26 protein-coding genes and 3 pseudogenes are annotated in these 26456 nt (G+C 69.9%); 14 read left to right on the top strand and 15 right to left on the bottom strand.

Annotated elements, in window-relative coordinates; genetic code table 11:
* Nucleotides 1–9: 9 nt before the first annotated feature.
* A complete protein-coding gene (locus OG390_RS47290) occupies nt 10–993 on the bottom strand; it encodes an FAD binding domain-containing protein (protein WP_406176739.1) in 984 nt (327 codons plus the stop codon).
* A complete protein-coding gene (locus OG390_RS47295) occupies nt 990–1559 on the bottom strand; it encodes a 2Fe-2S iron-sulfur cluster-binding protein (protein ID WP_406176741.1) in 570 nt (189 codons plus the stop codon). Before OG390_RS47295 ends, OG390_RS47290 begins: the two co-directional genes overlap by 4 nt.
* 393 nt (nt 1560–1952) lie before the next feature.
* Here OG390_RS47295 and OG390_RS47300 point away from each other — a divergent pair, with 393 nt between their 5' ends.
* Nucleotides 1953–2207: a hypothetical protein gene (locus OG390_RS47300; RefSeq protein ID WP_406176742.1), complete on the top strand. Its 255-nt coding sequence runs from the start codon at nt 1953–1955 to the stop codon at nt 2205–2207.
* Between the two features lie 24 nt (nt 2208–2231).
* On the opposite strand, the gene OG390_RS47305 is transcribed toward OG390_RS47300, so the two are convergent.
* Entirely contained in the window at nt 2232–2597 is a 366-nt protein-coding gene (locus tag OG390_RS47305) for a nuclear transport factor 2 family protein (protein ID WP_399082455.1), read from the bottom strand.
* A gap of 172 nt (nt 2598–2769) precedes the next feature.
* Between OG390_RS47305 and OG390_RS47310 the strand changes: the two genes are divergently transcribed.
* Nucleotides 2770–3063 carry a hypothetical protein gene (locus tag OG390_RS47310; RefSeq protein WP_406176743.1) on the top strand — a complete coding sequence of 98 codons (294 nt, stop codon included), beginning with the start codon at nt 2770–2772 and terminating at the stop codon, nt 3061–3063.
* A gap of 248 nt (nt 3064–3311) precedes the next feature.
* Here the strand turns inward: OG390_RS47310 and OG390_RS47315 are convergent, their stop codons facing one another.
* On the bottom strand, nt 3312–4220 hold the full coding sequence (locus tag OG390_RS47315) for a helix-turn-helix transcriptional regulator (protein WP_406176744.1): 909 nt from the start codon (nt 4218–4220) through the stop codon (nt 3312–3314).
* A 117-nt stretch (nt 4221–4337) separates the two neighbouring features.
* On the opposite strand from OG390_RS47315, the gene OG390_RS47320 reads away from it, so the two are divergent.
* Complete coding sequence (locus OG390_RS47320; RefSeq protein WP_406176746.1) at nt 4338–5207, top strand: alpha/beta hydrolase fold domain-containing protein; 870 nt, start codon at nt 4338–4340, stop codon at nt 5205–5207.
* 4 nt (nt 5208–5211) lie between these two features.
* Here OG390_RS47320 and OG390_RS47325 read toward each other — a convergent pair whose 3' ends face one another.
* The gene (locus tag OG390_RS47325) at nt 5212–6966 is read right to left on the bottom strand and encodes an ABC transporter ATP-binding protein (protein ID WP_406176748.1); all 1755 of its coding nucleotides are present in this window, start codon (nt 6964–6966) and stop codon (nt 5212–5214) included.
* 628 nt (nt 6967–7594) lie between these two features.
* Between OG390_RS47325 and OG390_RS47330 the strand changes: the two genes are divergently transcribed.
* From OG390_RS47330 to OG390_RS47340, 3 genes are all read left to right on the top strand, one after another.
* Complete coding sequence (locus OG390_RS47330; RefSeq protein WP_406176749.1) at nt 7595–8680, top strand: S-(hydroxymethyl)mycothiol dehydrogenase; 1086 nt, start codon at nt 7595–7597, stop codon at nt 8678–8680.
* A complete protein-coding gene (locus tag OG390_RS47335) occupies nt 8680–9309 on the top strand; it encodes an MBL fold metallo-hydrolase (protein WP_399082436.1) in 630 nt (209 codons plus the stop codon). The genes OG390_RS47330 and OG390_RS47335 overlap by 1 nt, the downstream gene beginning before the upstream one ends.
* A gap of 127 nt (nt 9310–9436) precedes the next feature.
* A complete protein-coding gene (locus OG390_RS47340) occupies nt 9437–10363 on the top strand; it encodes an SDR family oxidoreductase (protein ID WP_406176751.1) in 927 nt (308 codons plus the stop codon).
* A gap of 4 nt (nt 10364–10367) precedes the next feature.
* Here the strand turns inward: OG390_RS47340 and OG390_RS47345 are convergent, their stop codons facing one another.
* The gene (locus OG390_RS47345; RefSeq protein ID WP_406176753.1) at nt 10368–10907 is read right to left on the bottom strand and encodes a hypothetical protein; all 540 of its coding nucleotides are present in this window, start codon (nt 10905–10907) and stop codon (nt 10368–10370) included.
* A 50-nt stretch (nt 10908–10957) separates the two neighbouring features.
* Here OG390_RS47345 and OG390_RS47350 point away from each other — a divergent pair, with 50 nt between their 5' ends.
* Nucleotides 10958–11755: an SDR family NAD(P)-dependent oxidoreductase gene (locus OG390_RS47350; RefSeq protein WP_406176755.1), complete on the top strand. Its 798-nt coding sequence runs from the start codon at nt 10958–10960 to the stop codon at nt 11753–11755.
* Here OG390_RS47350 and OG390_RS47355 read toward each other — a convergent pair.
* Nucleotides 11752–11925, bottom strand: coding sequence for a hypothetical protein (locus OG390_RS47355; protein WP_406176756.1), 174 nt, complete (start codon nt 11923–11925; stop codon nt 11752–11754). The genes OG390_RS47350 and OG390_RS47355 overlap by 4 nt on opposite strands.
* Before the next feature lie 413 nt (nt 11926–12338).
* Between OG390_RS47355 and OG390_RS47360 the strand changes: the two genes are divergently transcribed.
* Nucleotides 12339–13034: a L,D-transpeptidase gene (locus OG390_RS47360; RefSeq protein ID WP_406176758.1), complete on the top strand. Its 696-nt coding sequence runs from the start codon at nt 12339–12341 to the stop codon at nt 13032–13034.
* A gap of 30 nt (nt 13035–13064) precedes the next feature.
* On the opposite strand, the pseudogene OG390_RS47365 reads toward OG390_RS47360, so the two are convergent.
* Nucleotides 13065–13961, bottom strand: a pseudogene (locus OG390_RS47365) (gfo/Idh/MocA family oxidoreductase); the annotation flags it as partial.
* A 95-nt stretch (nt 13962–14056) separates the two neighbouring features.
* On the opposite strand from OG390_RS47365, the gene OG390_RS47370 reads away from it, so the two are divergent.
* Nucleotides 14057–14245 (top strand): hypothetical protein, encoded by a 189-nt coding sequence (locus OG390_RS47370; RefSeq protein ID WP_399082400.1) that lies wholly within the window; start codon nt 14057–14059, stop codon nt 14243–14245.
* A gap of 43 nt (nt 14246–14288) precedes the next feature.
* Here the strand turns inward: OG390_RS47370 and OG390_RS47375 are convergent, their stop codons facing one another.
* Entirely contained in the window at nt 14289–15674 is a 1386-nt protein-coding gene (locus OG390_RS47375; RefSeq protein ID WP_406176760.1) for a S1 family peptidase, read from the bottom strand.
* Between the two features lie 139 nt (nt 15675–15813).
* On the opposite strand from OG390_RS47375, the gene OG390_RS47380 reads away from it, so the two are divergent.
* The gene (locus tag OG390_RS47380) at nt 15814–16572 is read left to right on the top strand and encodes a type 1 glutamine amidotransferase domain-containing protein (protein ID WP_406176762.1); all 759 of its coding nucleotides are present in this window, start codon (nt 15814–15816) and stop codon (nt 16570–16572) included.
* 48 nt (nt 16573–16620) lie between these two features.
* Here the strand turns inward: OG390_RS47380 and OG390_RS47385 are convergent, their stop codons facing one another.
* Nucleotides 16621–17967, bottom strand: coding sequence for an NAD(P)/FAD-dependent oxidoreductase (locus tag OG390_RS47385; RefSeq protein ID WP_406176764.1), 1347 nt, complete (start codon nt 17965–17967; stop codon nt 16621–16623).
* A 229-nt stretch (nt 17968–18196) separates the two neighbouring features.
* On the opposite strand from OG390_RS47385, the gene OG390_RS47390 reads away from it, so the two are divergent.
* The 3 genes and pseudogenes from OG390_RS47390 to OG390_RS47400 form a co-directional block, all read left to right on the top strand.
* Nucleotides 18197–18832, top strand: a complete 636-nt coding sequence (locus OG390_RS47390; protein WP_406176766.1) for an HAD family acid phosphatase — start codon at nt 18197–18199, stop codon at nt 18830–18832.
* 53 nt (nt 18833–18885) lie between these two features.
* Complete coding sequence (locus OG390_RS47395) at nt 18886–19272, top strand: PPOX class F420-dependent oxidoreductase (protein WP_406176768.1); 387 nt, start codon at nt 18886–18888, stop codon at nt 19270–19272.
* Nucleotides 19266–19589: pseudogene (locus tag OG390_RS47400) on the top strand (pectate lyase); the annotation flags it as partial. The gene OG390_RS47395 and the pseudogene OG390_RS47400, both read left to right, overlap by 7 nt.
* 326 nt (nt 19590–19915) lie before the next feature.
* On the opposite strand, the gene OG390_RS47405 reads toward OG390_RS47400, so the two are convergent.
* The 3 genes from OG390_RS47405 to OG390_RS47415 form a co-directional block, all read right to left on the bottom strand.
* Nucleotides 19916–20866, bottom strand: a complete 951-nt coding sequence (locus tag OG390_RS47405) for an NAD(P)-dependent oxidoreductase (protein WP_406176770.1) — start codon at nt 20864–20866, stop codon at nt 19916–19918.
* A gap of 197 nt (nt 20867–21063) precedes the next feature.
* Nucleotides 21064–22947, bottom strand: a complete 1884-nt coding sequence (locus OG390_RS47410; protein WP_406176771.1) for a SpoIIE family protein phosphatase — start codon at nt 22945–22947, stop codon at nt 21064–21066.
* A gap of 54 nt (nt 22948–23001) precedes the next feature.
* Nucleotides 23002–23682: a class I SAM-dependent DNA methyltransferase gene (locus OG390_RS47415; protein ID WP_399082368.1), complete on the bottom strand. Its 681-nt coding sequence runs from the start codon at nt 23680–23682 to the stop codon at nt 23002–23004.
* Nucleotides 23683–24081: 399 nt separating this feature from the next.
* On the opposite strand from OG390_RS47415, the gene OG390_RS47420 reads away from it, so the two are divergent.
* Nucleotides 24082–25176, top strand: a complete 1095-nt coding sequence (locus OG390_RS47420; RefSeq protein WP_406176773.1) for an NAD-dependent epimerase/dehydratase family protein — start codon at nt 24082–24084, stop codon at nt 25174–25176.
* A 35-nt stretch (nt 25177–25211) separates the two neighbouring features.
* On the opposite strand, the gene OG390_RS47425 is transcribed toward OG390_RS47420, so the two are convergent.
* Together OG390_RS47425 and OG390_RS47430 are read right to left on the bottom strand one after the other, a co-directional pair.
* Entirely contained in the window at nt 25212–25673 is a 462-nt protein-coding gene (locus OG390_RS47425) for a hypothetical protein (protein WP_406176775.1), read from the bottom strand.
* A gap of 237 nt (nt 25674–25910) precedes the next feature.
* Nucleotides 25911–26435: pseudogene (locus OG390_RS47430) on the bottom strand (FAD-dependent monooxygenase); the annotation flags it as partial.
* Nucleotides 26436–26456: the final 21 nt, after the last annotated feature.

A 26456-nucleotide genomic window follows, 5' to 3' on the forward strand; every position in this document is an offset into this window, starting at 1 on the left:
GTCGCCTCCTCAGCTCGACCGGGCCGCTTGTGCGAGCGTTCGGCACAGCGTGCGCTTGGCCAACTCGATCTTGAAGTCGTTGTGCCCCTGCCCCACGGCGTCGCGCATCGCCGCCTCAGCGGCGGCGCGATAGGTGGCCATCGTGGCCGGACGGCCGGTCAGCGCGGCCTCCGCCTCGAAGGACCGCCACGGCTTGTGCGCCACACCGCCGAACGCCACCCGTGCCTCACCTATCGATCCCTGATCGGCCGAGACGGCAGCCGCCACGGAGACCAGCGCGAACTCGTAGGACGCCCGATCGCGCACCTTGCGGTAGATCTGCCGGCCCGGCGGGGGCGGGGGCAGGATCACGCCCGTGATCATCTCGCCGGGCCGCAGCACGGTCTCGATGTGCGGCGTATCGCCCGGCAGCCGGTAGAAGTCCGTGATGACGACGCGGCGTACCGACTCGTCGGCGTCGAGCAGCTCGATCTCCGCCTCCAGCACGGTCATCGCGACGGCCATGTCCGAAGGATGGGTAGCGATGCAGGAGCCGCTGGCGCCGAGAATCGCGTGTATCCGGTTGAATCCGCCGATCGCCGAGCATCCGGACCCGGGATTCCGCTTGTTGCACCCCGCAGCGGTGTCGTAGAAGTAGGGGCAGCGAGTGCGCTGCAACAGATTTCCGCCGGTGGACGCCTTGTTGCGCAGCTGGCCCGAGGCGCCGGCCACCAGCGCCTGCGACAGAACCGGATAGCGGGTACGCACTCGGGCATCGGCGGCCACGTCGGAATTCGCCGCCTGGGCGCCGATGCGCAGTCCGCCGTCCGGCAGCTCCTCGATGTCCCGCAACGGAAGTCGACTGATGTCGACCAGATGGCTGGGATGCTCGATGTCGAGCTTCATCAGGTCGAGCAGATTGGTGCCGCCGCTGATGAACTTGGCGCCGGTTCTGGACACCGCGGTGACAGCGGCCTGTGCGTCCGTCGCTCGCTCGTACGTGAAGGATCTCATTCCAGGCCGCTCCTCGCGATGCCGCGGATCGCCGCGACGATGTTCGGATAGGCGGCGCACCGACAGATGTTGCCGCTCATCCGCTCGCGGATCTCCTCATCGGTCAATGCGATGCGCGACGATGACACGTCGGCGGTGGCGTGGCTCGGCCAACCTGCCTCCACCTCGGCGAGCATGCCGACAGCCGAACAGATCTGGCCGGGAGTGCAGTAACCGCATTGGAAGCCGTCACGCTCGACGAAGGCGCGTTGCATGGGGTGTTGGGCATCGGGATCGCCCAGGCCTTCGATCGTCACGATCTCGTCGTCCTCATGCATCACAGCCAGCGTCAAACAGGAGTTGACGCGCCGACCGTTGATCAGCACTGTGCAGGCGCCGCACTGCCCGTGATCACACCCCTTCTTGGTCCCGCTCAGGCGCAGATGCTCACGCAGCGCGTCGAGCAGTGAAGTCCGTGGATCCACCTCGAGCCGCCGCACCTGATCGTTGACGCTCAACGCGATCACCGAGAGTTGGGCCATCTCGCCCTGGCCCCGGCCCGCGGCGCCCGTGTCTGAAGCGCTCATCGCCGCCCGCCTTTCTCGCTAGGCGCGAGTGTCAACTGGATATGCGTCGCCACTGTCGGGTGGGCTCCCCTGTCCCCAGGCTCTCGCACAAACATGACCGTCGCACCGCGAGGATTCCTTCGATGCCCGTTTCGCCGCTCGGGTATCGGCCGACGTCGCCGTCTCCCGTTCGCCGATCTCGTTGCCGTCGATGGGTCGGAAACCGTGTTGCGGGGCGAGCAGCCCGCCCCGGTCCTACGCGGCCCGGCGGTAGCGCGCAGCGCCGCCTGCACACCGAGGCGGCCGAGAGGACGGGACCACCAGCGCGGCTCGGAAGCCCCCGAGTCCTCGCCGCTCGCTGGACGGACCCGGTCAAGGAGGCGATCCTCGCCGGGCCCGCACTCCAGGCCCGGCATGCGGCACAGGCCGCCGGAACACGACCGCCACTGGGTACGGGTACGGCTCACCGACGGCGGATTCGGTGCCTTCGAGCAGCACGCGGTGTCGCCGGGCAAGGGTGACAACGCGCTGCTCGCAGTACTGAGCCCAGCAGAGAGGCGGATGCTCGCAGACCTGCTGCGGAAACTGGTCGTGGCCGCCGATCCCGGTGCCTGCGCGACCGCCCCATCGTCGTACTCGCCGAAAAGGTCCAGGTCAGACGGGATCTGATCTGGACCCTCGGCCAGTCCCTTCCTACTCGTCCCATGCCTGGACCAGGGTCTGTTCGACGATCTTGCCGTCGCGCAGAGAGATCATCGAAGTGGCCAGCACCCGCACGCCGTCCGGGTATTCGCAGGACTCGGTGTAGGCGACATGGTCCCCTTGGATGACGCACTGGTCCAGCTTGTGCGTCATGTCGCGGCTGTAGACGTCGCTGAGCATTTCGGCGATCTCGTCGCGACCGTGTTTGATCATCGGGTGGCTGGGTTGCGTGTTGCGGTCGACGACGCGCAGTTCCGCGTCGTCGGCGTAGAGCGCCAGCAGAGCTGCCGCACTGTGTCCTTCTATGCCCCGGCGCAGCGCTTCGGTGTCGAAGGCAAGGGGTGCCGCGGTGCCCATGATCGACCTCCTTGGAAGGCCGCGGCCCAGCGAGGAGTGGGCCGCGTAGGCCTCTCCTCCGAGACTCCTCCGCTGCTCGACCCACGGCAAGCGCAGCCGCCCCGATGCGCCTGACGGGTGAGCGAGGGGACCCGGCCGTGTCCGCCCGGACCCCGGGCCCGTTGCTGAAAGCATGATCTCAACACGACGTATGGTCGCCGCCGTTGGTCTCGCCGTCGGTGTCACGGGCCTCGCCGCGCCGATGGCGAACGCGGCGGGCTCCGAGGCCCACGACGCGGGGAAGCTGAACCCGATCGCCCAGCTCGACTCGCTCGCGATGAGCGACATTCCCGCGGAGCACCGGTCCGAGGTTCCGAGCCCGTCCAGGCAGCTCGCCGGGCTCAACCGGCTGAACGACCTGAACCAACTGCACCAGGTGACCGACCTGGCCGCGCCGGTGACCGGGCTGCTTTCGGGCATCGAGTAGGCGGCAGACGCGGGACGGTACGGCGGGCTCCGGCAGAACATCGACGTTCTGCCGGGGCTCGCCGTCTCTCACGGGCGTACACCTTCACCTGGGCGCTGTAGAGGCGGACACACGTGACCGTGACCACGGTGTACGTCACTCCCGGCGGGAGACGCGGGAGCAGTTCGCATGCTGAAGTTCTGTTCACTCGATGAGGGGGCATGGTGCCGGCGCGGGAGGCGCGGGATGTCAATGGTCCGGGCCCACCCTCACCGGACGCCTGCGGCCCGACCTCGTACGGCACCGCGGAACGCGATGGGGGCCTGCCCGGCGCGCTGGTGGAAGTACTTGGCGAAGTTCGTGGCGCTGGAGAAGCCCAGCTGGGCGGCAATGCGGGCGGCGGCGAGGTCGGTGTGCGCCAACAGCCGCTTGGCCTCCAGGACGACCCGGCGGTCGATGAACTCCTTGGCGCCGACGCCCGCCGCGTCGAGGGTGGCCCTGGACAGGGTGCGGGTGGAGTACCCGAGCGCGGCGGCGTAGTCGTCCACGCGGCGCGTCCGGGCGAAGTCCCGCTCGACCGCGGCACGGAAGCGCAGGAAGGTCTCGCTCGGTTCGGCGGTGCGGCCGCCGGGGCCCTCCAGATGGGCCACGCGCAGTATCAGGACGTCCAGGAGATGGCGCAGCACGGCGACATGGGCGTCGAGCGGCAGCCGCCCACGGGCCCGGAACTCGTGCTCCAGGTGCGTGGCCGCGAGACGCAGCGCCTCGGCATCCTCGGCCGCCGGGGCGCGCAGCACGGGCGCCTCCGGATCGTCCACCCGGGCCGCGCCGACGGTGGCCGGGTCAGGGAAGTCCCGCTCGAAGACGATCAGGATGCCCTCGGCCTTCTCGAGATCGCCCCACTGGAGTACCTGACCGGGGCGCACCCACAGCCATGAGTCCGGATCGAGGACGTACCCCGTGAAGTCCACGGTCTGGCGCAGCGTGCCGGAGGTGAGCGTGAGCACGTGGTGGAAGCCCGGGCGCTGCGGCACGCCGAGATCCACCCCGCGGCCGTCGGCCCTGGAACGCAGATCGGCCAGCGAGATCACTTCCAGGCCCGCCGGAGTGCCGACCGGCGCCGCGAAGACGACCTCGGGGATGGCCTGCCCGGCCGAGTGTCGGTTTGTGACCATCATCAGTCGCCTGTGTATCCGAGTGGGACGTCACTCCCCGCCTAGTTTGGAGTGGTCGCCGCGTGGACGAGCGCCCTTCGTGGCGGAAAGAGAACATCACCATAAAAGGAGAGCTGATCCATGGCCAAGGAACTCAAGGACATCGCGTACGGCGACGGACTCGACGGCCAGCTGATCGATCTGTACGTCCCGGACGGTGACGGTCCCCGGCCACTGGTGATCTGGAGCCACGGTTCGGGCTGGCTGGCCGACACCGGCCGGGACGACGCCGAGGTGGTGGCCCGGCGACTGAACCCGCACGGCTTCGCCGTGGCCGGGCTGGCCATCCGCTCCAGCGCGCAGACCCGCTTCCCCGGGCAACTGCGCGACATCGAGGAGGCCATCCACCACCTCCGCACGCACTCCACATCGTATGGCCTCGACCCCGGGCGCATCGGGATGTTCGGCGAGTCCTCGGGCGGCTGGGCCGCGGCACTGGCCGCGCTGACCGTCGACGGCATCCGTGCCGCCGTACCCGTCTACCCGCCGACCGAGCTGCTGAGCATGGACGAGCAGATGCTCCCCGGCACGCTCCAGGAGTTCACGCGCTTCCCCGGCAGCCCGTACGGCCATGACGACCCCGAGTCAGCGGAGTCCCGGCTGCTCGGCGGCCCACTCCAGCAGCGGCCCCAACTCGCCCGCAGGGCAAGTCCGTCGACGTACGTCGGCCAAGACGCCCCGCCCTTCCTGATCCTGCACGGAAAGGCCGACCGGATCGTCCCGTACGGCCAGGGCGAACTCTTCTACGAGGCGCTCGCGAAGGCGGGCGCCGATGTCGAGCTGATCACCCTGCCGCACGCCGACCACGGTCCGTGGAACGACTTTCTGACCGACCCGGTCGTGAAGCGGGACGCGTTCACCATCTCCTCGCGCGAGGGCAAGGGGACCGAGGCGCGGCCGTGCGGTCCGACCTGGGACACCGTCGTCAACTTCTTCCACCGGCACCTGTAGGCGCTCAGCCGGCGGTCGCGAGGAACTGGGTGGCGGCCAGTTCGGCGTACAGCGGGTCCGCGGCCACGAGTTCGCGGTGGGTGCCCACGGCGCGGACGCGGCCTGCGTCCATGACGACGATGCGGTCGGCCATCGTGACGGTGGACAGTCGGTGCGCGACCACGAGGACCGTGGTCGTGCGGGCCACATCGGCGACGGTGTCGCGAAGCGCGGCTTCGTTGACGGCGTCGAGCTGCGAGGTGGCCTCGTCGAGGAGCAGCAGCCGGGGGCGGCGCAGCAGGGCGCGGGCGATGGCGACGCGCTGGCGCTCGCCGCCGGACAGCTTGGTGCCCCGGTGGCCGACGAGCGTGTCCAGGCCACGCGGCAGACGGGCGACCAGCCCGTCGAGCCGGGTCGTCTTCAGCACGCGCGTGAGATCCGTGTCGTCGGCGTCCGGGTTGCCGAGCAGCAGGTTGTCCCGCAGCGACCCCGACAGGACAGGGGCATCCTGCTCCACATAGCCGATGGCGGAACGGAGTTGGGGCAGATCCCAGCGCTCCAGCTCACGGCCGTCGAGGGTGATGACGCCCGCCTCGGGGTCGTAGAACCGCTCGATGAGCGAGAAGACGGTGGTCTTGCCCGCCCCGGAGGGACCGACGAACGCGGTCATGCCGCGGGGCGGCACGGCGAAGGTCACACCGTGGTGGACGTACGGCAGATCGTCGGCGTAGCGGAAGCGGACCTCGTCGAAGGAAAGCGTGGCGGGCTCGGCGCCCGGAGTCGGCAACGGCGCGGGCAGGGCCGCCGGTTCGGCGGGCAGCCGCAGCGCCTCCTGAATCCGGGCGAGCGCGGCGGCACCGGTCTGGTACTGCGTGACCGCGCCCACCACCTGCTGGATCGGCGACATCAGATAGAACACGTAGAGCAGGAAGGCGACCAGCGTGCCCACGTCGATCGCGCCGGTCGCGACCCGCGCGCCGCCCACCGCGAGGACCGTGATGAAGGCGATCTGCATCGCCAGACCGGCCGTATTGCCCGCCGCGGCCGACCACTTGGCGGCCCGTACGCTCTGCCGCCACGACTCCTCGGCCGCCGCGTGAATGGTCTCTTCCTCGCGGTGCTCGGCACCTGAGGCCTTGACCGTGCGCAGCGCGCCGAGGATCCGTTCCAGCGAGGCGCCCATCACGCCGACGGCGTCCTGAGCCTGCTTGCTCGCCCGGTTGATGCGCGGCACGATCACGCCGAGCACGGTGCCCGCGCAGAGAATCACTCCCAGAGTGACGCCCAGCAGCACCCAGTCCACCAGCCCCATCATCACGACCGTCGCGACGAGGGTGAGGCCGCCGGTGCCGAGGCCGACGAGGGAATCGGTGGTGACCTCACGCAGCAGCGTCGTGTCGGAGGTGATCCGGGCCATCAGGTCGCCGGGCTCGCTGCGGTCCACGGCCGGTATGCGCAGTCGCAGCAGATACGACGACAGGGCGCGCCGCGCGCCGAGCACCACCGACTCGGCGGTGCGCCGCAGCACATACGAACCCAGCGCTCCCACCGCCGCGTTGGTGACCACCAGCGCCGCCATGCCGACCAGCGCGCGCCCGATGGGCCGGTCGTGCGACAGGTCGCCGATGAGGCCCCGCGCCACCAGCGGCAGCACCAGACCGGTGGCCCCGGTCGCGAGTGCCAGCAGCGCACCCGCCAGCAGCGCCCATCGATGCGGTTGTACGTACCCGAGCAGCAGGCGCCACGTGGGCTCGTCGGGCTCGGCGTCGGTGAGACTCACGGTGCTCCTCGCGGGAGTTCGGTGCGGGCCATTCAGGCTACGTCGGCGCCGGGGCGGACAGGGAACGCCGGTGCGGACCAAGAGCCACGAACGGGCCGGCACGGAGCCCTGCGCGCACATCTGTGTCTCGCGCTCGGTCGCGGACGAACCCGGGGCGGGCTGGGACCTGACCGCGGGTCATCCCCAACGGCGTGGGCGTACGCCCGGCTCGCGCGCGCGGCCCGGCGCTCCGGACCCGGCGCTCACGTCCTCACCGTCGGCGAGACCCTCTTCTAGTGCCGGGTCAGCCAAGGTTTGCCCGTCAAGGAGCGGCGTCCGGTGCGTGCTCTGGGGGTCCCCCCGGCCGAAGGCTGGGGGAGTGCCGGCCGGAAGTCCTCGTACTGGATGTACTTGGGCTTTCGGCCGGTGCGGCGAGTGGGGGCACCTCCCACGCCCTTGAGGCAGTGGGGGAGCGTGCCGGGCGTCGCGACGGGGCGAACCTCGGCTGACGCGGCACTAGCCTCGAGTCCTTCGGCACGGCCGCCCGGCACACCTGGAGCGCGAGCGCCGGACCTCGCCTGGCCTTCTACCGGTCGGTCACACCGTAGGGTCGGTTGACGGAACGTCGACCTACGGAAGGGCTCATCACATGGCGCAGGAAGTACGGGGCGTGATCGCACCGGGCAAGAACGAGCCGGTGCGTGTCGAGACCATCGTCGTGCCGGATCCGGGGCCGGGCGAGGCCGTGGTGAAGATCCAGGCGTGCGGGGTGTGCCACACCGACCTGCACTACAAACAGGGCGGCATCAACGACGACTTCCCGTTCCTGCTCGGCCACGAGGCGGCCGGCATCGTGGAGTCGGTCGGCGACGGTGTCACGGACGTCGCGCTCGGCGACTTCGTCGTCCTCAACTGGCGTGCGGTGTGCGGGCAGTGTCGGGCCTGTCTGCGCGGGCGGCCCTGGTACTGCTTCAACACGCACAACGCCAAGCAGAAGATGACGCTCAAGGACGGCACCGAGCTGTCACCGGCCCTCGGCATCGGCGCCTTCGCCGAGAAGACGCTGGTCGCCGCCGGACAGTGCACCAAGGTCGACCCGGCCGTCTCTCCGGCGGTGGCCGGGCTCCTCGGCTGCGGAGTGATGGCCGGGATCGGGGCCGCCATCAACACCGGGAACGTCGGCCGGGGCGACACGGTCGCCGTCATCGGCTGCGGAGGTGTCGGTGACGCGGCGATCGCCGGGTCCCGTCTCGCCGGCGCGGCGAAGATCATCGCCGTGGACATCGACGACCGGAAGCTCACCACCGCCGAGCGGATCGGCGCCACGCACACCGTCAACTCCCGCGAGACCGATCCCGTCGAGGCCATCCGCGAGCTCACCGGCGGCTTCGGCGCGGACGTCGTGATCGAGGCCGTGGGCCGTCCGGAAACGTACAAGCAGGCCTTCTACGCCCGTGACTTGGCCGGTACGGTCGTGCTCGTAGGCGTACCCACGCCGGACATGAAGCTCGAACTGCCGTTGATCGACGTCTTCGGACGCGGTGGCGCCCTCAAGTCGTCCTGGTACGGCGACTGCCTGCCCTCCCGAGACTTCCCGATGCTGATCGACCTGCATCTCCAGGGCCGCCTCGACCTCGACGTGTTCGTCAGCGAGACGATCGCCCTGGACGAGATCGAGCCGGCCTTCGAGCGGATGCACCACGGCGACGTGCTGCGCTCGGTGGTGGTGCTCTGATGACCGCGCGCATCGAACACCTCGTCACCTCGGGCACGTTCTCGCTCGACGGCGGCACCTGGGAGGTCGACAACAACGTGTGGATCGTCGGCGACGACCACGAAGCCGTCGTCATCGACGCCGCCCACGACGCCGACGCCATCGCCGAGGCGGTGGGCGACCGGCGGCTGCTGGCGATCGTGTGCACACACGCTCACAACGATCACATCGACGCCGCTCCGGCCCTCGCCGAGCGCACCGGTGCCAAGATCTGGCTGCACCCCGACGACCTGCAGCTGTGGAAGATGACCCACCCCGACCGCCTCCCGGACGCCTGGCTGCAGGACGGCCAGGTGATCGAGGCGGCCGGCGCCGACCTGACCGTCCTGCACACCCCGGGCCACGCCCCGGGCGCGGTCTGTCTGTACGACCCCGGCCTGGGCACGGTCTTCACGGGCGACACGCTCTTCAAGGGCGGACCGGGAGCCACCGGTCGTTCCTACTCCCACTTCCCGACGATCGTCGAGTCGATCCGTGAGCGCCTGCTGGGGCTTCCGGCCGACACGGTCGTCCGTACGGGCCATGGGGAGTCGACCACGATCGGGGCCGAGGCGCCGCACTTGGAGGAGTGGATCGCGCGCGGCCACTGACACCGACACGCCGGGACACGACGGAACGGACCGAAGAAACCTGACAGGAGATGTCCGACTTCCGGGAGACGCTCGGAGGACCACCGACGGGAAGGCACCGTCGGTTCCACGAGCACGGAGGTCGGACATGTCAGGGCCGCTGGAAGGCACGCTGCGGGGCAAGGCCGCACTGGTCGCGGGAGCGACCCGCGGCGCGGGACGCGGGATCGCCGTGGAACTCGGCGCTGCCGGCGCCACCGTGTACGTGAGCGGGCGCAGCACACGCGAGCGGCGCTCGGAGTACGACCGCCCGGAGACCGTCGAGGACACCGCGGACCTCGTCACGGCGGCAGGCGGCCGGGGCATCGCGGTCCCCACCGACCACCTCGTTCCGGCGGAGGTCCAGGCCCTCGTCGCGCGCATCGCGGACGAACAGGGCCGGCTCGACGTCCTGGTCAACGACATTTGGGGCGGCGAAAAGCTCTTCGAGTGGGATACCCCGGTCTGGGAACACGACCTCGACAACGGCCTCAGGCTGCTGCGCCTCGCCGTCGAGACCCACGCGATCATCAACCATCACGCGCTTCCCCTGCTGCTGCGTCATCCCGGCGGCCTGGTCGTCGAGATGACCGACGGCACCGCCGAGTACAACCGGGGTGCCTACCGGGTCTCCTTCTTCTACGACCTCGCCAAGTCGTCGGTCCTGCGCATGGCGTTCGCCCTGGGACAGGAGCTCGGCCCGCGCGGCGCCACCGCGGTCGCGCTGACACCCGGCTGGCTGCGCTCGGAGATGATGCTCGACAACTACGGCGTCACCGAGGAGAACTGGCGCGACGCCCTGGGGCGCAACCCGCACTTCGGCATCTCCGAGACGCCGTTCTACGTGGGCCGTGCCGTCGCCGCCCTGGCCGCCGACCCGGACGTCGCCCGCTGGAACGGGGAGTCCCTCTCCAGCGGGCAGCTCGCCCAGGTGTACGGCTTCACCGACCGTGACGGCAGCCGCCCGGACGCCTGGCGCTACCTCGTCGAGGTGCAGGACGCGGGCAAGTCGGCGGACACGACGGGGTACCGCTGAGTGTTCAGATGCCCGGCCGAGGCGGTGGGACCTGCCAGGGCGCCGGATTCCCGGACGGGAGCGCCAGATCGTCGCGGACCGCCGAGTAGTACGCCTCGCGTCCCAGGCGCTGGCGTTCGAGCAGGGCCTGCCATGCCTCGGGATCACGCGTCCCCTCGTTCAGGAACCGCTCCATGTCCATCACGATCACGACCCAGGCCCGTGCCTTCGCCACCACCGCCGGGGTGCCCAGGAGCAGCAGCGCCTCTCCGGCCGGGTCCCCGGCATCCGCGGCCTCGGCGAGCAGGGGCGCCGCCTCCTCGGCCGACAAGGGGTGAGGGTGAGGGTCGTTGCCGAGATGGGCCGCGGCCCGGTACGTCAGCGTGATCGTCTTCTTGAGGCACTGAGCGTAGTCGGCGTACACCGCGAGCCGCCGTTCCTCCCAGCGGACCGCTCGCTCCCTGCGGAACCGGGCCCGATCACCCCGCACGATCGCCAGGTACGAACCGAGGGCACCGATGACCACGCCGATCAGCGCCGGGAGTTGTTGTATGAACGCGGACATGGGCGCACGGTATCTGTCCCCGTGACGATCACGGCAGTACCTTCCCTGCCATGACTGCGATGAGGCGTTTCGAGGGACACGGAGTTCTGATCACGGGCGCGGCCCGCGGCATCGGCGCGGCCACCGCCCGCCGACTGGCCGAAGAGGGCGCCCACGTACTCGTCACCGACGTGGACCTGGCCGAGGCGGAGAAGACAGCCACGTCGATCCGTGAACTCGGCGGGCGGGCCGAGGCGTTGGGGTGCGACGTGGCCGCGCGGGCGCAGGTCGAGGCGGCCGTCGCGTACGCCGTGGACGCCTTCGGCTCGCTCGACGTCCTGGTCAACAACGCGTGCTGGTGCACCCCCGACGAGCCGCTCTTCGAGGACGAGCCGGACGAGGTGTGGGCCCGCGACCTCGACATCACCCTGACTGGTGCCTACCGCTGCGCCCGCGCCGCACTTCCGCACCTGGTGGCCTCGGGCCGTGGCGCCATCGTGAGCATCGGCTCCGTCAACGGCATCCAGGACTTCGGCAACCACGCCTACAGTGCGGCCAAGGCGGGGCTCATGTCGCTGACCCGCACGCTGGCCGGCCACGCCGCGGCGCGTGGCGTGCGCGTCAACCTGGTGGCACCCGGCACGGTCCGCACCACGGCCTGGGAAGGCCGCGAGGCCGACCTCGCCCTGGTCTCGGACGTCTATCCGCTGGGGCGAGTCGGCGAGCCGGAGGACATCGCGGCCGCCGTCGCCTTCCTCGCCTCGCGTGACGCGGCGTGGATCACCGGAACGACATTGTGCGTGGACGGGGGCCTGCTGGCGGTCAACACGGGATTCCGGCAGACGATCAAGCAACACGGCGGTGCTTAGGGGCGGAGGTCCGCGCAGTGGCGCTTGAGGGCCTCGAACACCCGGTCCGTATCTGCCTCGGAGGTACGCCAGTTGCTGAACGCCGCCCGCAGCGCGTGCGTCCCGGCGTAGAACGTCGGCGTCACAAAGGCCTCGCCCGAGGCGGCGACCGCGTGGGCCGGCGCGTGCACCCGCTCCTCGCTGGGCTCGTCGGCGAGGGTGAAGCAGACGACATTGAGCCGGACCGGCGTGAGGAGCCGCAGCCGAGGAACCTCTTGGAGATCCGCTCGCCCAGCCGCCCGGCGAGCGCCACGTTCCGCCAGAAGGACGGCGAGGTGGGCGCTGGCGGTCGGCTTGTCCAGGACTGGACGGACGTCAGCCCCGTCACACCGTTCCAGACAGAGGCTGACGTTGTTCTCGTATACCTCGATCGTGCCGGGCAGGCCCTATTCCTCAAGGCCCCACATCAGAGGCGTCCAAAAGTGTTGCAAGGCTACGAGAAAAGTCACCGTTTGGTCGCAGCCCCATCTCCCCTACAACGCACGCCCCCCGACGCGGGTCTACCAGGCAGGAAACGCGAGCAGCAGGAAAGGGAAGGCCCGCCATGGGGGACATACGCAGACGAGGAGCCGTCGCGCTCGGGATCACCGGACTGGTCGCACCGCTGACCCTCGCGCTGGGCACGACGCCCGCGCAGGCCGCGAGCTGCACGACACAGACCGGCCCGTATCAGAAGCAGGTGGAGAAGTTCCTCGGTCGGCCGGTCGACGGGCATCAGTCCACCGCAGACTGCAAGGTGATCCAGGCCTTCCAGACCAAGCACGGCATCACCCCGAACATCGGGTACGCGGGACCCGTCACCTGGGGCGTGATGGACCTCATGAACAAGCAGAAGGCCGTCGGCAACAACCCCAACAAGGACGGCAAGTGCCCGGTCAACAAGGGCCGCATCGCCTGCGTCAACCTGACGCTCCAGCTCAGCTGGATCCAGGACGGCAGCACCCTCGTCCACGGGCCGGTGCCGGTCCGCACCGGGCGTGACGGATACGAGACCCGTACCGGCCTGAAGAAGATCTACTGGCGGGACATCGACCATGTCTCGACCATCTACAACGTGCCGATGCCCTACAGCCAGTTCTTCGACGGCGGCCAGGCCTTCCACTCGGTCGGCGTGAGCATGTGGAACCCGCCCGGCTCGCACGGCTGCGTCAACATGACCACGGCCACGGCGAAGAAGTACTGGTCGCTGCTGAAGACCGGCGACGACGTGTTCGTGTACGGCCGCAAGCGGGGCACCTGACGGCGCCCGGCTCCCCGACGGGCCGAAACGTTACGCCTCCGGAGCGTCCCCGAAGTCCGGTATGTCCAGCCTGACGCCGCCCTGCCGCGCCGACTCGTGCGCGACGGTGCCCGGCAGGGTGTAGCGGGCCGCGACCCACGCGTTCACCGACGGCAGTGTCCGAGTGTTGACCGCGGTCACGAAGTCGTCCACCAGGAAGTGGTGGCTGCCCTCGTGCCCGTTGTGGAGCTGGTCGAACTCCCGCGGCAGCCGCGCCCGGTCGTGCACGGGCGCCGATCCGGAGGTGAACGCGGCCCGCAGCGCGGGCGCGATGTGCTGGAGCGACGGGTCGTCGGGCGCCAGTGTCGGCTTGGGCTCCAGGAGCTCGGTGATGTCCTGCACCCCCTTCTTGTCCTGCCAGAAGCTCACCGTGGCGAGCTGTTCCATGCTCGCGTCCGTGCCGAAGAACCGGAATCGTGATTCCCGGATGTGCGAGGGATAGCCCACGCGGCGGAACTCGTTGGTACGGAACGAGCCGCCGCCCGCCACCTCGAACAGCGCGGTGGCATTGGAGAAGTCATTGCCGAACTGGCTGACCTCCTTGTCGAACACGCCGTCCCCGCGCTCGTCGCGCACCCCGATCGCGGACACGCTCACCGCGTGCGTCTGCCACGCCCCGAGCACCCCGCCCACCGAGTGCGTCGGGTACAGGAGCGGGGGATAGCTGGCGGTCGCCCTCCAGTTCTCGCCCCCGCTGTACTGGTACGCCTCGTAGAACCCGAGGTCCATGTCGTGCACGTAGTCGCCCTCGGCGTAGAAAAGCCGTCCGAAGGCGCCCTCGGCGATCTGGTTGCGGGCATGGACCGTCGCCGGGTTGTACTGGCTGGTCTCGCCCATCATGTACGTCAGCCCGGTCGCCCGAACGGCGTCGATGATCGCGGCGATTTTGGTGCTGGGGCCGCGGACGTGTAAGTGATGAGCTTCACGGTCCGTAATGTCGTCCCACGTATCTTTACTCACATCGTCTTCACATCAAGGCCCGTATGCTTCACATCATGTCCACCACTCCTGAAGCCGACTCCGAGCGCTCCGCCGCCGAGGTCAACGAGGAGATCCGGGCCCTCTGGTTCCGGGCCGGCGGGACGCTGAGCATGGAGGAGCGGCGGGAGTACCAGCGGCTCGTCCTGGAGTGGGCGGCAGCCTCTCCGCAGTCGCCCACGCAGGCGGCGTGACCGCCCGGCACTTCGCTCCGACTCCCTCGAGAGCCGTGTCCTCCTAGCCCCAACTCTGCGAATACTGCCGTCGATAGGCCTTGCGGTCCTGTTCGGTACGGATATAGCGCGTCGCCACCAGTGCGATCAGACTTCCTGCGACGACCAGCAGTCCCGGGCCGACGTTCCTCGGGTTCGTGAGCCGGGAGACGAGCGTCTCGGCGCTTCCTGTCGTCCCCACCGGCTCCACAGCGCCCGGCGCGGCGGAGCCGGGCGCGCCCGCCGCGCCCTGCGAGGCCGGCACCGACGGCGCGGGGGAGCCCTGAGCCGGGGAACTGGCGGAGGCCTGCGGCTGTCCCGCGAGCTGCACACCCAGTGCCGTCAGCGCCTTGGTGACCGGCTGGAAGAATGTCGTACCGCCGGAGGTGCAGTCCCCGTTGCCTCCCGAGGTCACACCGAGCGCGATGCCCTCGGAGAACATCGGGCCGCCGCTGTCGCCGGGTTCGGCGCACACGGTGGTCTCGATGAGCCCGGTGACCGTGCCCTCGGGGTAGTTGACCGTCGCGTTGAGCGCGGTCACCTTCCCGTCGTGCAGCCCACTGGTGCTCCCGCTGCGGAAGACCCGCTGACCGACGGTCGGATCGGCCGCGCCCGTGATCCGTACGCCGTTTCCGCCGCCGATGGCCACGACATTCGCCCCGGCCGTGCTCTGTCGGCCCTTGTCGTACTGCACGAGGGAGAAGTCGCTGCCGGGGAACGCCGTGGTGATGGTCCGGCCCACCTGCTGCGAACCCTGGTTGTCGGCGAACCAGACGGACCCGGCAGGCCCGCAGTGCCCTGCCGTGAGGATGAACTCGCTTCGGCCGTTGGTCACATTGAAGCCCGCCGAACAGCGCCCACCCGTCGAGAAGATCGGCTGCGCGCCGTTCAGCCGGGTGGTGAACGCGCCCTGGGTGCGCTGCATGCGCACGAAGTCGCCGATGCCGTCGGCCAGCTTCGTCATGCGTGACCAGTCGGAGGTGGAGACCGTGCTGTCGCCCTGCACCACCACCTCGTTCTTCGTGTAGTCCACGGCCCAGGCGGTGCCCGCCACCCGGGGTGCCGAACTCAGACTCGCTGTCGCCGACTTGAGATCCTGCATGCTGTGTCGCACGACCTTGGCGCGGGCACCGGCCTCCTTCACCTCGGCGGCCGTGGCCGTGTCGGTCACGGCGACGACCGGGCGGCCGTCGGAGGCGATCCAGCTGCCGGCGGTGCGCGAGGTGCCGAGGCGTGAGACCAGTTCGGAGCCCGTGTCGGCGGCGGCCTGTGTCGAACTTCCGTTCGCACGCGACGTGTCGGACGGTTCGCTCGCCATCGCGTGCGTCACCATCAGCCCTCCGTAGAGCAGTCCGCCGACGGCCGCGAGGCGCGCCCCTCGTCGGACGATCCGTCGTCGTGCGTGCCTCATCCATGGGCTCCCGAAGCCGAACGGCGCGGCGTCACCACCGCCGAGGGCCCCGGTCCAGAGCCCTTCCCCTCATACGTGCGCCCGGGCCCGCGCGTTCACCGCCGGGTAACTTGACCGACCGCCCTGCCATGATGGGCGCATGCGCGTGCTGATTCCGGTCCCGGACCACGATTTCGACGTCACCGAAGTAGCCGTCCCCTGGCGGATTTTGTCGCAGGCGGGGCACGAGGTCGTCTTCGCGACCGAGCAGGCCGGCACACGGCCAAAGGCCGACCCGAGGCTGCTGACGGGCGTGCTCTTCGGGCAGCTCGGCGCCGAGGCGGAACCCCGGCGGTTCTATCAGGAGCTCACCGAGGCGCCCGAGTTCCACGCCACCGTCTCCTGGGCGGACGTGGACGTGGCGGAGTTCGACGGGCTGCTCCTGCCGGGCGGACACGCGCCCGGCATGCGGCAGTACCTCGGCTCGTCGGAGTTGCAGCAGCAGATCGCGCGCTTCTGGGCCCTTCAGCGGCCCGTCGGCGCGATCTGCCACGGCGTCCTCGTCCTCGCCCGTGCCCAGGACACTGCGACGGGCCGCAGCGTGCTGGCCGGCCGGCGTACCACCTGCCTGCCCAAGTACATGGAACGCACCGCCTACTTCACCACAGCCTGGCGCCTCGGCCGCTACTACCGCACCTATCCCGCCTACGTGGAGGACGAGGTCAGGGCGGCCCTCGCCGACCCGGACACGCAGTTCGAGCGAGGCCCGCGCACCCTCACACAGCGCGGAACCGCCATCGACGACACGCACGCCTTCGTCGTCCAGGACGGCCACTACCTCTCGGCCCGCTGGCCGGGAGACGCCTACCTCTTCGGCCGCCGCTACCTCGCCCTGCTGCGGAGCGCCGCCGAGCGCTAGGGACAGGCCCTGGGCGCTGGGCGAGCTCGGGGCGCTGGGGCGCGAACGTCAGGCGCGGGTGCGGGCGGCCACCTCCTCGGGCGTCAGATAGACATGGGTGTGCTCGAACTCCCCCAGGGTGCCCTTCCGGTCGGCGAGGAAGCCGGTGCGGACGAAGTCGTTGCCCGCGACCGCGTTGAGGAACCAGTTGGCGCCTGTACGGAACCGGGCCGTGCCGGTGCGCAGCGCGTACAGGTGGTATCCGCGGGCCACGACCTGGGCGGGCACACCCTTGAGACCGATGCCGAGGGGCTTGGACACCGCGTCGTGGCCGCCGAGGTCGACGACGAGACCGAGGTCCTTGTGCCTGTACGGCGTCGTGGGCTGCCCGTTCAGCAGCGCTGCCAGGGTCTTCGCCGCGTGTCGGCCCTGCCGGGCGGCGTGCTGGGCGGTGGGTGCGCAGAACGAGCCGTCGCCCTTGGCCAGGTCGGGCACCGCGGCCGCGTCCCCCAGCGCGAACACCCCGTCCAGGCCCGGCACCTTGAAGTCGGGTTCGGCGACGATCCGGCCGCGCACGGTCTCCGCGCCCAACGAGTCGACGAGCGGGCTGGCCGCGACGCCGGCCGTCCATACCAGCGTCCGGGAGGGCAGCACGCGGCCGTCGGTGAGGGTGACCTTGTCCTCGGTGACGGAGGCGACACTCGTCTCGAGGGAGATCTGCACCCCGCGCTCGCTCAGCATGCGCAGCGCGCTCGCCCCCAGCTTGTCGCCGAGCTCGGGCAGCAACTTGGGGGCGACGTCGATCAGATGCCACTTGAGGAGGCCGGGGTCGATCCGAGGGTGGTAGCGCTTCGCCGCCGCGGTGGTCAGACGCTGCAGACAGGCCGCGGTCTCGGTGCCCGCGTAACCGCCGCCGACCACCACGAACTGCAGCCGCGCAGCCCGCTCGTCCTCGTCCAACGTGGCTGCTGCCAGGTCGAGTTGGGCGATCACGTGGTCGCGCAGATACACGGCCTGGGCGAGCGTCTTCATGCCGCGCGCCTCGTCCAGCAGACCGGGGATGTCGAAGGTGCGGGTCACGCTGCCCGGGGTGAGGAGCAAGTAGTCGTACGGCAGGTCGACGAGTTCCCCGGTGATCTTGCGGACCACGCAGACCTTGGCGCCCGGATCCACGCCGATCACCCCACCGGGCACCAGCTCGGTGCAGCGCAGGATCCGGCGCAGCGAGGGCGCGACGGACTGCGGGGTGACCACACCGGCGGCGACGTGCGGCAGCAGCGGCAGATAGAGCTGGTAGTCGGCCGGGCTGACCAGAGTGATCCGGGCGTCGGTGGGAGCGAGCGTCCGCTCCAGCCCCCGCGCGGCCTCGACCCCGGCGAAACCGCCGCCGACGATGACGATGTTCGGTGCGTCCATCCGAGCAGCCTCTCTCCTTGAGCCGACACCGCGGCCCGCCGACCACAGCCCAGGCTCACACGGGACGCCCGCGCCTGCCACTCCACACAGGGGCGTGGGGTCGCCGCCGCGAGATTCTCTACCGAGTAGTAACTTCCCCTTCCCCATTCGTACATCACTGGGCGTGATCATGTCTTGCGCGGCGAGTGTCGAGGCACGCTCGCCGCTCCGACGCGAGAAGGGGACGGGCATGACAGGACGCGGTGTGGGGCGCAGGATAGGCGCGGTCTCGGCGGTCGTGGCGCTGGGCATCGGGGGGACGGTCACCGCGGCCGGGTCCGCCGCCGCGGCCCCGGTCCAGGCGGCGGCGAGCGCCACGGCGGCACAGGACGTCGACTACGCCACCTGGCAGGGTGATGTCCGGGCCGTCATCGACCAGGCGCTGCCCTACGTCGAACAGCGCACCGCGCACGCCGACGGACAGAAGCTCGCCCTCGTCTTCGACATCGACAACACCACGCTGGAGACGGACTTCCACCCCTGGTACGAACTCCCCACCCCGGCCGTCAAGGCCTCCCTGGAGCTCGCCCAGTACGCGCACGACCGGGGTGTCGACATCTTCTTCGTCACCGCACGCCCCGGAATCATCGCCAGCGAGACCAAGTGGAACCTGAAGACCGTCGGCTACCCGGTCTCGGGCCTCTACGTGCGTGATCTGCCGGACCTCTTCGACGAGGTCAGCGCCTACAAGACCAGCAAGCGCGCGCAGATCGAATCCCTGGGCTACACGATCATCGCGAACGTCGGCAACAACACCTCCGACCTGGTCGGAGGCCACGCCGAGCGCACCTTCAAGCTGCCCGACTACGACGGCCAGCTGTCCTGAAGCGGGCGGCCGGGTGCCTGGGGCTCCCGGACCCGGCCGCTTACACTTCCGTCATGGACGAGGTCTCGCTGGACACGCTCGGTTCGGGCAAGTACCTGCTGATCACCACCTACCGCAAGACCGGTACAGCGGTCGCGACTCCGGTGTGGGTGGTGCGCGACCAAGACGCGCTCGGTGCCTGGACCGCCGCGGACACCGGGAAGGTGAAGCGGATCCGCAACCGGGCGGACGTCCTGGTCGGCCCCTGCGACATGCGGGGCAGGCCGACCGGCGACCAGATCCCCGCCACGGCCGAGATCGTCGACGAGGCCGCGACCGCTCGCTACCGGCAACTCATCGCCCGGAAGTACGGTCTCATGGGCCGCCTCACCCTCTTCGGCAGTCGCCTGCGGCGCGGCGTGCGCGGCACGGTGGGAATCCGTATCACCGTTGAACGCTGAACGTCTCGAACTTCGCGGTGCAGAACTTCGGCACCTTCGTCCGGTCGTGCGGCAACTGCAAGACGCAGTACAAGCGGACGATCAACCTCAACACCATCGAGGCGACCTACAAGGGAAGCCGGATCGTCGGCATCAACACCAACTACGGCGACAGCGCGACGCTGAAGGCCATCAAGATCGTTGGGGACACCAGCAAGAAGATCATCCCCTGCCAGAAGTACATCGGGAACAATACAGGTGCGGAGCCGACCAAGAACGGCACCGGCCCCGATGCCACCTCCTGCAAGTACGCGACCTCCGACGTCACCTACAGCTGACGCTTCTTCCCCGGCGGCCGAACGAACCGGCCCCCCACGCCGGTTCGTTCAACGCATGCCGGTTTCGCACGGGGCAGAGGGACCTTCACTGGGCCTCCCTCGCCGGCGCCGCCACGTCCGCGTCCGCGAGCAGGCAGCGCCCCGCCCTATCAACTCCCGTGCCGTGATCAGCACTTCGTCGACCCGAGCGCGGGCGACGCCGATCCCGAGCGCTGCGAGCTTCTCGGCCAGGAGGCACACCGGTAGGGAGCGGACACGAAGCGTTTCCGGGGACCGGAGTCGTCGCACGCCTGCCTTTCCGCCGGCTTCGGACGGCTCCCCGATTCTCAGGTGGAGGGCTTCTCGTCGAAGCTGGCGAAGTAGGCGGCGGCCATGTCCTCGTCGGCGTGGCCCTGGGCGGCGGCACGCTCCAGCCGCTCAGCGCTCGCGGCGGCCACGTCGAGGCGCACGCCGTGCCGTTCGCCGGCCTCGACGATCAGACGAGCGTCCTTGGCGGCCGTGGCCACCGCGAACTGGGCCGGCGACAGCCGCCGGTTCAGCACGAGCTCCGCCTTGGCACGCAGATACGGCATGTCGAGCGGGCCGCCCGCGATCGCGTCGAAGAAGCTCTGCGGGTCCACGCCGAGCGCCTGCGCCAGGGCAAGGACCTCGCCGCCGGCGTTGGTGGACGTGATGACCCAGCTGTTGGCCACCAGCTTCAGCCTTGTCGCGCTGCCCGCCGCGCCGTCCTCGCCGGTCCACACCGTACGGGCGCCGACGGTGTCGAGGACCGGAACCACGGCAGGCCGGTGCTCACTGGGGCCGGCCGCCAGGACGAGCAGCTGCCCGGCCTCGGCGGGCTGGCGGGTGCCCAGGACCGGCGCGTCGAAGAAGACCAGATCGTGCTTGCGGGCGAAGGCGGCCAGTTCGCCGATCGCGTCGATGCCCGCGGTGGTGGACTGCAGCCAGGCCATGCCGGGGCGCAGGGCATCGGAGGCCTGGGTCATGACATCCAGGGCGGCGGGACCGTCGTAGAGCATGGTCAGGACGACGTCGGCGCCCTGGACCGCCTCGGCGGGGGAGTCGGCGATGTGGGCGCCGTCGGCGGCCAAAGGTTCGGCCTTGGCGCGGCTCCGGTTCCAGGCCCGGACGGTGTGCCCGGCCCTGGCGAGATTGCGGGCCATCGCTGCGCCCATGATCCCGGTGCCCAGGACGCTCACGGTGAGTTCGTCGGTCATGGTGTCAACTTCCTGCGGTGCTCGCTGCCTCGGCCAGGGGCCACCGGACGGCGCCGGCATCACGAAAAGGATCGTCGCCAGGTGCTGCCTTCGGTGCTCCTGGCTGCATCGTTGCTGCTCGCGCCTGGGTCCGCCATTCGGCGACGCCTCGACGGTGGGGCTGTTCGGCGACGTCCGCGAGGGTAGGTCGTCCGGCCGCAGGAAAGCCGAAGGAGGTGCCGATGTGTGCCATCGGCACCTCCTTTGCCAGGGCAGGGCTACTCCCTCGGGATCTGCTGCTCGAACCAGACGACCTTGCCCGTGCTCAGCCTCGTCGCTCCCCAGCGCTGCGCGAGTTGATCGACCAGGAACAGACCGCGGCCGCCCTCGTCGCCCGGTGCGGCCCGCCGCATCCGGGGCACCTGGGGCGAGTCGTCGGTCACCTCGCAGCGGAGCACGTCGGTGCGGAGCAGACGCAACGAGATGGGCCGTGAGGCGAACCGCACGGCGTTCGTCACGACCTCGCTGACCATGAGTTCCGTGGTATCGAGCAACGATTCCAGGCCCCAGCGCCGTAGTGTCCTGCGGGTCAGGCGGCGTGCCCGTCCCGCGGTCTGGGGGTGGGGGTCCAGGAACCAGTATCCGACGCTGTCCGTGGGGAAGCCCCCGAACCGCGCGGTGAGCAGCGCGACGTCGTCGTCTCGGTCGCCCGGGCCCATGGTGTCCAGCACCTGGTCGCAGAGCAGTTCCAGTGAGGGGGCGGGGCGTGGGTGCTGGGTGGTCTGGAGGTGGGCGCGCAGGGCCTCGACGCCTGTTCCCACGTCCGTGTCACGGGACTCGACGAGCCCGTCGGTGTACAGCAGAAGCGTCGCTCCGGTGGGCGCGGGCATCTCGACGGATTCGAAGACGACGCCGCCGACGCCGATCGGAGCGCCGGGCGGGACGCGCAGTACCTCCGCGTGGCCGTCCACATGCAGAAGGATCGCGGGTGGGTGGCCGGCGCTCGCCATGAGCAGCCGGTGCGAAATCGGGTCGTAGATCGTGTACAGGCACGTTGCGATGTGGTCGCTGCCAAGGCGCTGGGCCTGCTCGTCGAGGTGGTGCAGAACCTCGCCCGGAGGCAGGTCGAGTCCGGCGAGGGTCTGCACCGTGGTGCGCAGCTGGCCCATGATCGCGGCGGAGGTCATGGAATGGCCCATGACGTCGCCGACGACCAGCGCGACGCGGTTGCCGGACAGTGGGATCGCGTCGTACCAGTCGCCACCGACCTGGGCGGTCTTCGAGGCGGGCACGTAACGGCTGGCCAGTCGGACGCCGGTCGGCTCGGGCAGCGACGACGGGAGCATGGTGTGCTGCAACGTGTCCGCCACGGATGCCTCGTGCCCGTACATCACCGCCTTTTGGACGCCGATGGCGGTGTGCGTCGCGAGCTGTGAGGCGACGAGCAGGTCGTCGCCGGTGAAGGCACGCCGGTCGGGCCGACGCAGGAGAACGACGGTGCCCATGGCGTGGTGGCGGCCGTGCAGCGGGGCGATGATGAGCCTGCGCCCCGGCGGCAGCGTCCCCGGCACACTTGCCAGGGGCGCGAGCAACTCGGCCACCGCGAGCGCGACCCCCGGTGTGTCGCCGAACGCCGGACGACCGGCGAGCAGCAGCTTCGCGAGTCGGCCATCCGGGGCCGGATGCACGCGCTCGGTCACCTCCGAGCGCAGAGGAAGTCTCTTCAGCACGGGCGTCCGAGACCGTTCTGCGTGCGGAGTCTCCGTTGCGTTGTCGATGCTGTGCAGTTGCAGAACGACGGGTGCGGTCGGCTCTTCGTCCCCGATGGGCAACGGATCGTGCAGATGGATGATGATCGCGTCCGCGAACGCGGGAACAGCTGACCGGCGCAGTTCCCGGAGCGTCTTGTCCAGGTCCATCCCGCGGGCGATCCGCCGAGTCGCCACGTCGAGATAGCGAAGCCGGTCGGTCTGCGGCCCGGTGTCGCCTGCCGCCGCGTTCTGCCGTCCGCGGCGGCTGCGGGCAGCGGACGGCTGGGGCGTGCGGGTGGCCCGCGAGCCCATCGGCGTGACGGGTGCGGCGGCCGCCGGCCCGCTCAGCGGGCCGCCGGCCCGCTGAGTGCCCTCGGTGGGGCCTTCCTGGGTGTTGGGGTGCTCCGTCACGCCTGTCGTTCCATTCAGTGGTGCCGCAGGTCGGCCGCGCCGGCTCGTGGGTTCTCAGCCACGTCGCCTGCAGCAGAGGAAGAGCTGTTCCTCGGGCGGGACGTCGGCGACCGAAGGGGCGTAGGTGTAGGAGGTCTCCTTCACGATGTCGAAGCCTCCCGTCTCGAGGACGTGGCGGAGGTCCTCCTGAAGATAACCGGAGACCCGGATCGTGTTCCCGAGGAACGGGATCGCGAAATCGTCCACATCCGCTTCCACCATCGAGAGGGCGAACAGGCCGCCGGGAACCAACAGGTGGTGGATCGTTCGCAGTGCGAGGGGGATCTCTCCGCGCGGCAGCATCAGCAGAGAGAAGAAGGCCGTGACGGCGTCGAAGCGACCCAGGTCGTGCGGGCCGCCCGTGCGCAGGTCGGCGAGGTCCAGCTGATGGAACGTCGCACGAGGGACGTACTTCCGGGCGAGCTTCACCATCCCGCCGGACAGGTCGACGCCCACGACCTCGAAGCCGGCGTCCGACAGTTGACGCGCGGTCGGCACTCCGGTGCCGCAGCCGAGGTCCAGCACGCGGGATCCTGCCCGGAGGGATTCGATGAGCCATTCGCCCGCGGAGAGCTGGCCCTCCTTGTGCGGGAAGGCTTCGTCGTAGCGGTCCCCGATGGCGTCGAAGGCCTCGGCCTGACCGGTGCGGTCGAGCCCTATGGTCCCGTAATCCGTCCCATTGTTACTATCGGTCACGAAAGTTACCTTTCGTTGCACATAGTGGATTGTCCCATAAGCGGGTGAAGAGTGGTTTCGGCTGCATGTGGACAACTTCACCGCGCTGTTCTGGAGAGGCCGTGAGCACCAGGAAAGTAGCGGGTCGGTGTCTCGCCCGCCACGGCGGGTCCGTCGAGGCGGTCGTCGGGTCGTCGAAGTCCCCGCCGTGACCGCGCAGCCGGGTCCCGCTGAGTGTCAGGTGAATGGGTTTCCCGCCTTCGACCAGTGGGCCGGGAGAAGAACGTCTGGCGAACCTCGGACTGGGTCTGCTCCAGCCAGGCGCGGCGGGACAGGACCACGGACGATCTGGATGCGCACGCGCTGACTCGATACGGTGCGCGCTGGGCACGCCGGGGTCTTCAGCGATCGGAGCCATGAATGAGTAGCGTCGACAGGACTGTTCTGGTGACCGGCGGCAGCGGATTCGTCGGCAGTCATCTGGTCCGGCAATTGCTGGAGCACGGTTACCGTGTGCGCACTACGGTCCGGGCCCTGGCCAACCGACCGAAGGTGGAGCCCCTTCGGGCCATGCAGTACCGATTCCCCGGTTCGTTGGAGCTGTTCGAAGCCGACCTGTTGAGGGAAGGGTCCTTCGACCGGGCGATGGACGGCTGCCGCGTCGTCTTCCATGTCGCCTCGCCGTTCCTCATGCCCGAGAAGATCAAAGACGGGCACAAGGACGTCGTCGAGCCGGCGCTGTCCGGTACCAGGAACGTGCTGGCCGGCATGGAACGAACACCCACGGTCGAAAGGCTCGTCTTCACCTCGACCGTCGGCGCCATCTTCGGGGACTACGTCGACGTCCGGAACATGGCCGGCCAAGTCCTCTCGGAACGCTACTTCAACACCACCAGCACGGTGGAGAACAACCCGTATCACTATGCGAAGACAGTCGCGGAGCAGGCGGCATGGGAGGCGGAATCGGCCCAGGGCCGTTGGCGCATGATCGCCATCAACCCGGGCCTGGTACTGGGGCCTTCACTGACACCCGCCTCCGACTCCGGGAGTCTGTTTCTCCTCGACGAACTGTTCAAGGGGTATTTCTTCTACGGTGCGCCCGACTTCAGTTTCACGGTCGCGGACGTCAGAGATGTCGCGAGCGCGCACATCGCGGCGGCGGAGAATTCCGACGCGAGCGGGCGCTATATCGTCGCGGCGGCGGAGATGGTGTCCTTCCTGGACATGTCGAGAGCCGTCCTGGCGAGATTCCCCCGAAATGCCCGGCTGCCCCGACACGGTCTCCCGCATTGGCCGGTAAGGATATTGGGGCCGGCGTTCGGACTCACGCAGGACTACATCCGCAAGCACCTCGGGATCAGATTCAGGGTGGACAACCGGAGAAGCGTCGAGGAGCTGGGCGTCACCTACCGGCCGATCGGAGAGACGCTCATCGATCACTACACGGCCTGGCGCCGCAACAGGGAGACGCCGCGGCAGCCCGGAACTGCCCCGGAACCCACGACGGCCCGTTGACCGTGCTGCTGTCACGGCAGACAGCCGGGCCCCACTCAGCGGGTGTCATCGCCGCTCCACGCGTGGAGCTTGTCCGGGTTGAGCACGAGCCACAGGTTGGTGATCAGGCCCTCGTGCACGTCCATGGCGAGGACGGCGATGGTCGTGCCGGTCAGGCGGACCGTCATGCCGGGGGTGCCGTTGACGTCCTCCTCCACGAGTTCCACGTCGGGCTCCTTGCGCATGAGGCCGAGGATGAGTCGGGTCACCTTGTCCTGGCCGACGACCGGGCGCAGGGCAGCCCGCACCTCGCCGCCTCCGTCGCTGCGCGACTCGACGTCCGGATCCAGCAGGGCGACCAGCGCGTCGAGATCGCCGGTCTCACACGCCTCGCGGAACGCGGAGACGACCTGCACGATCGCGAGCGGGCCCGGCACGCGGTCGAGGATCTGCTGCGCGAACTCATGGAATTGCGTGGCCCGCAGCACCGTCCACGGTGTCGGCCGACCCTTCAGCACTTCCTCCTGGCGCAGCTTTCCCTGGTACTAGCCCATGCCGACGCGGTCGATGCCGACGATCGACAGGGCCACGTGGTGCCTGACTCCGACTCGTGCACCGGCGTCCAGGAGGTGTCGGCTGACGCCTTCGCGGGCGAGGACGGGGAGGGTCTGCAGGCCGGCCCTGAGGGCCGGGCCGTCCGCGGGGCCCGGGCTGCCGTCGGGTATGCGCGGCACCGCGGCAGCCTCAGCCGCCGCGGCGGCCTCGGCCAAGTCTGCGGTGTCGCTCGCGTACAAGAGCAGCACGTGCCCGGTGCGGCCGCGCAGGATGTCGAGCAGGCGCAGCGGGTAGGTGGCGACGGGGGCGGTCAGGCCGGCGCAGTCGGGGGCCCGGTCGCCCGGCTGGGGGGCGTCTGCGGGCCCGTACGGGCTGCCGGAGAGCGGGCCTCCCCAGTACTCGACCAGCAGTTGGGCCTCGCGGAGCAGCACGGTCCGCGGGTCGTCGGGATCGGTCTCCATGCCCTGGGTGGCATGGCGGACGGTGCGGCCGACGACCTCTTCGCCGACCGGACGGCGCTCGGCGTCGTAGCTGGTGAGCAGGGCGGGGCCGGCCTCCCCGCGGACGGCCAGGGCGAGTTTCCAGGCCAGGTTGCAGGCGTCTTGGATACCGGTGTTCATGCCCTGGGCGCCGGTGGGCGGGTGGATGTGGGCGGCGTCGCCCGCGACGAAGACCCGGCCGTCGCCGTAGCGGTCGACGATCCGGTGGCTGATGCGGAAGACGGACCGGGCGTCCAGGCCCCGATC

The organism is Streptomyces sp. NBC_00996 (assembly GCF_045162675.1).
Classification (GTDB): domain Bacteria; phylum Actinomycetota; class Actinomycetes; order Streptomycetales; family Streptomycetaceae; genus Streptomyces.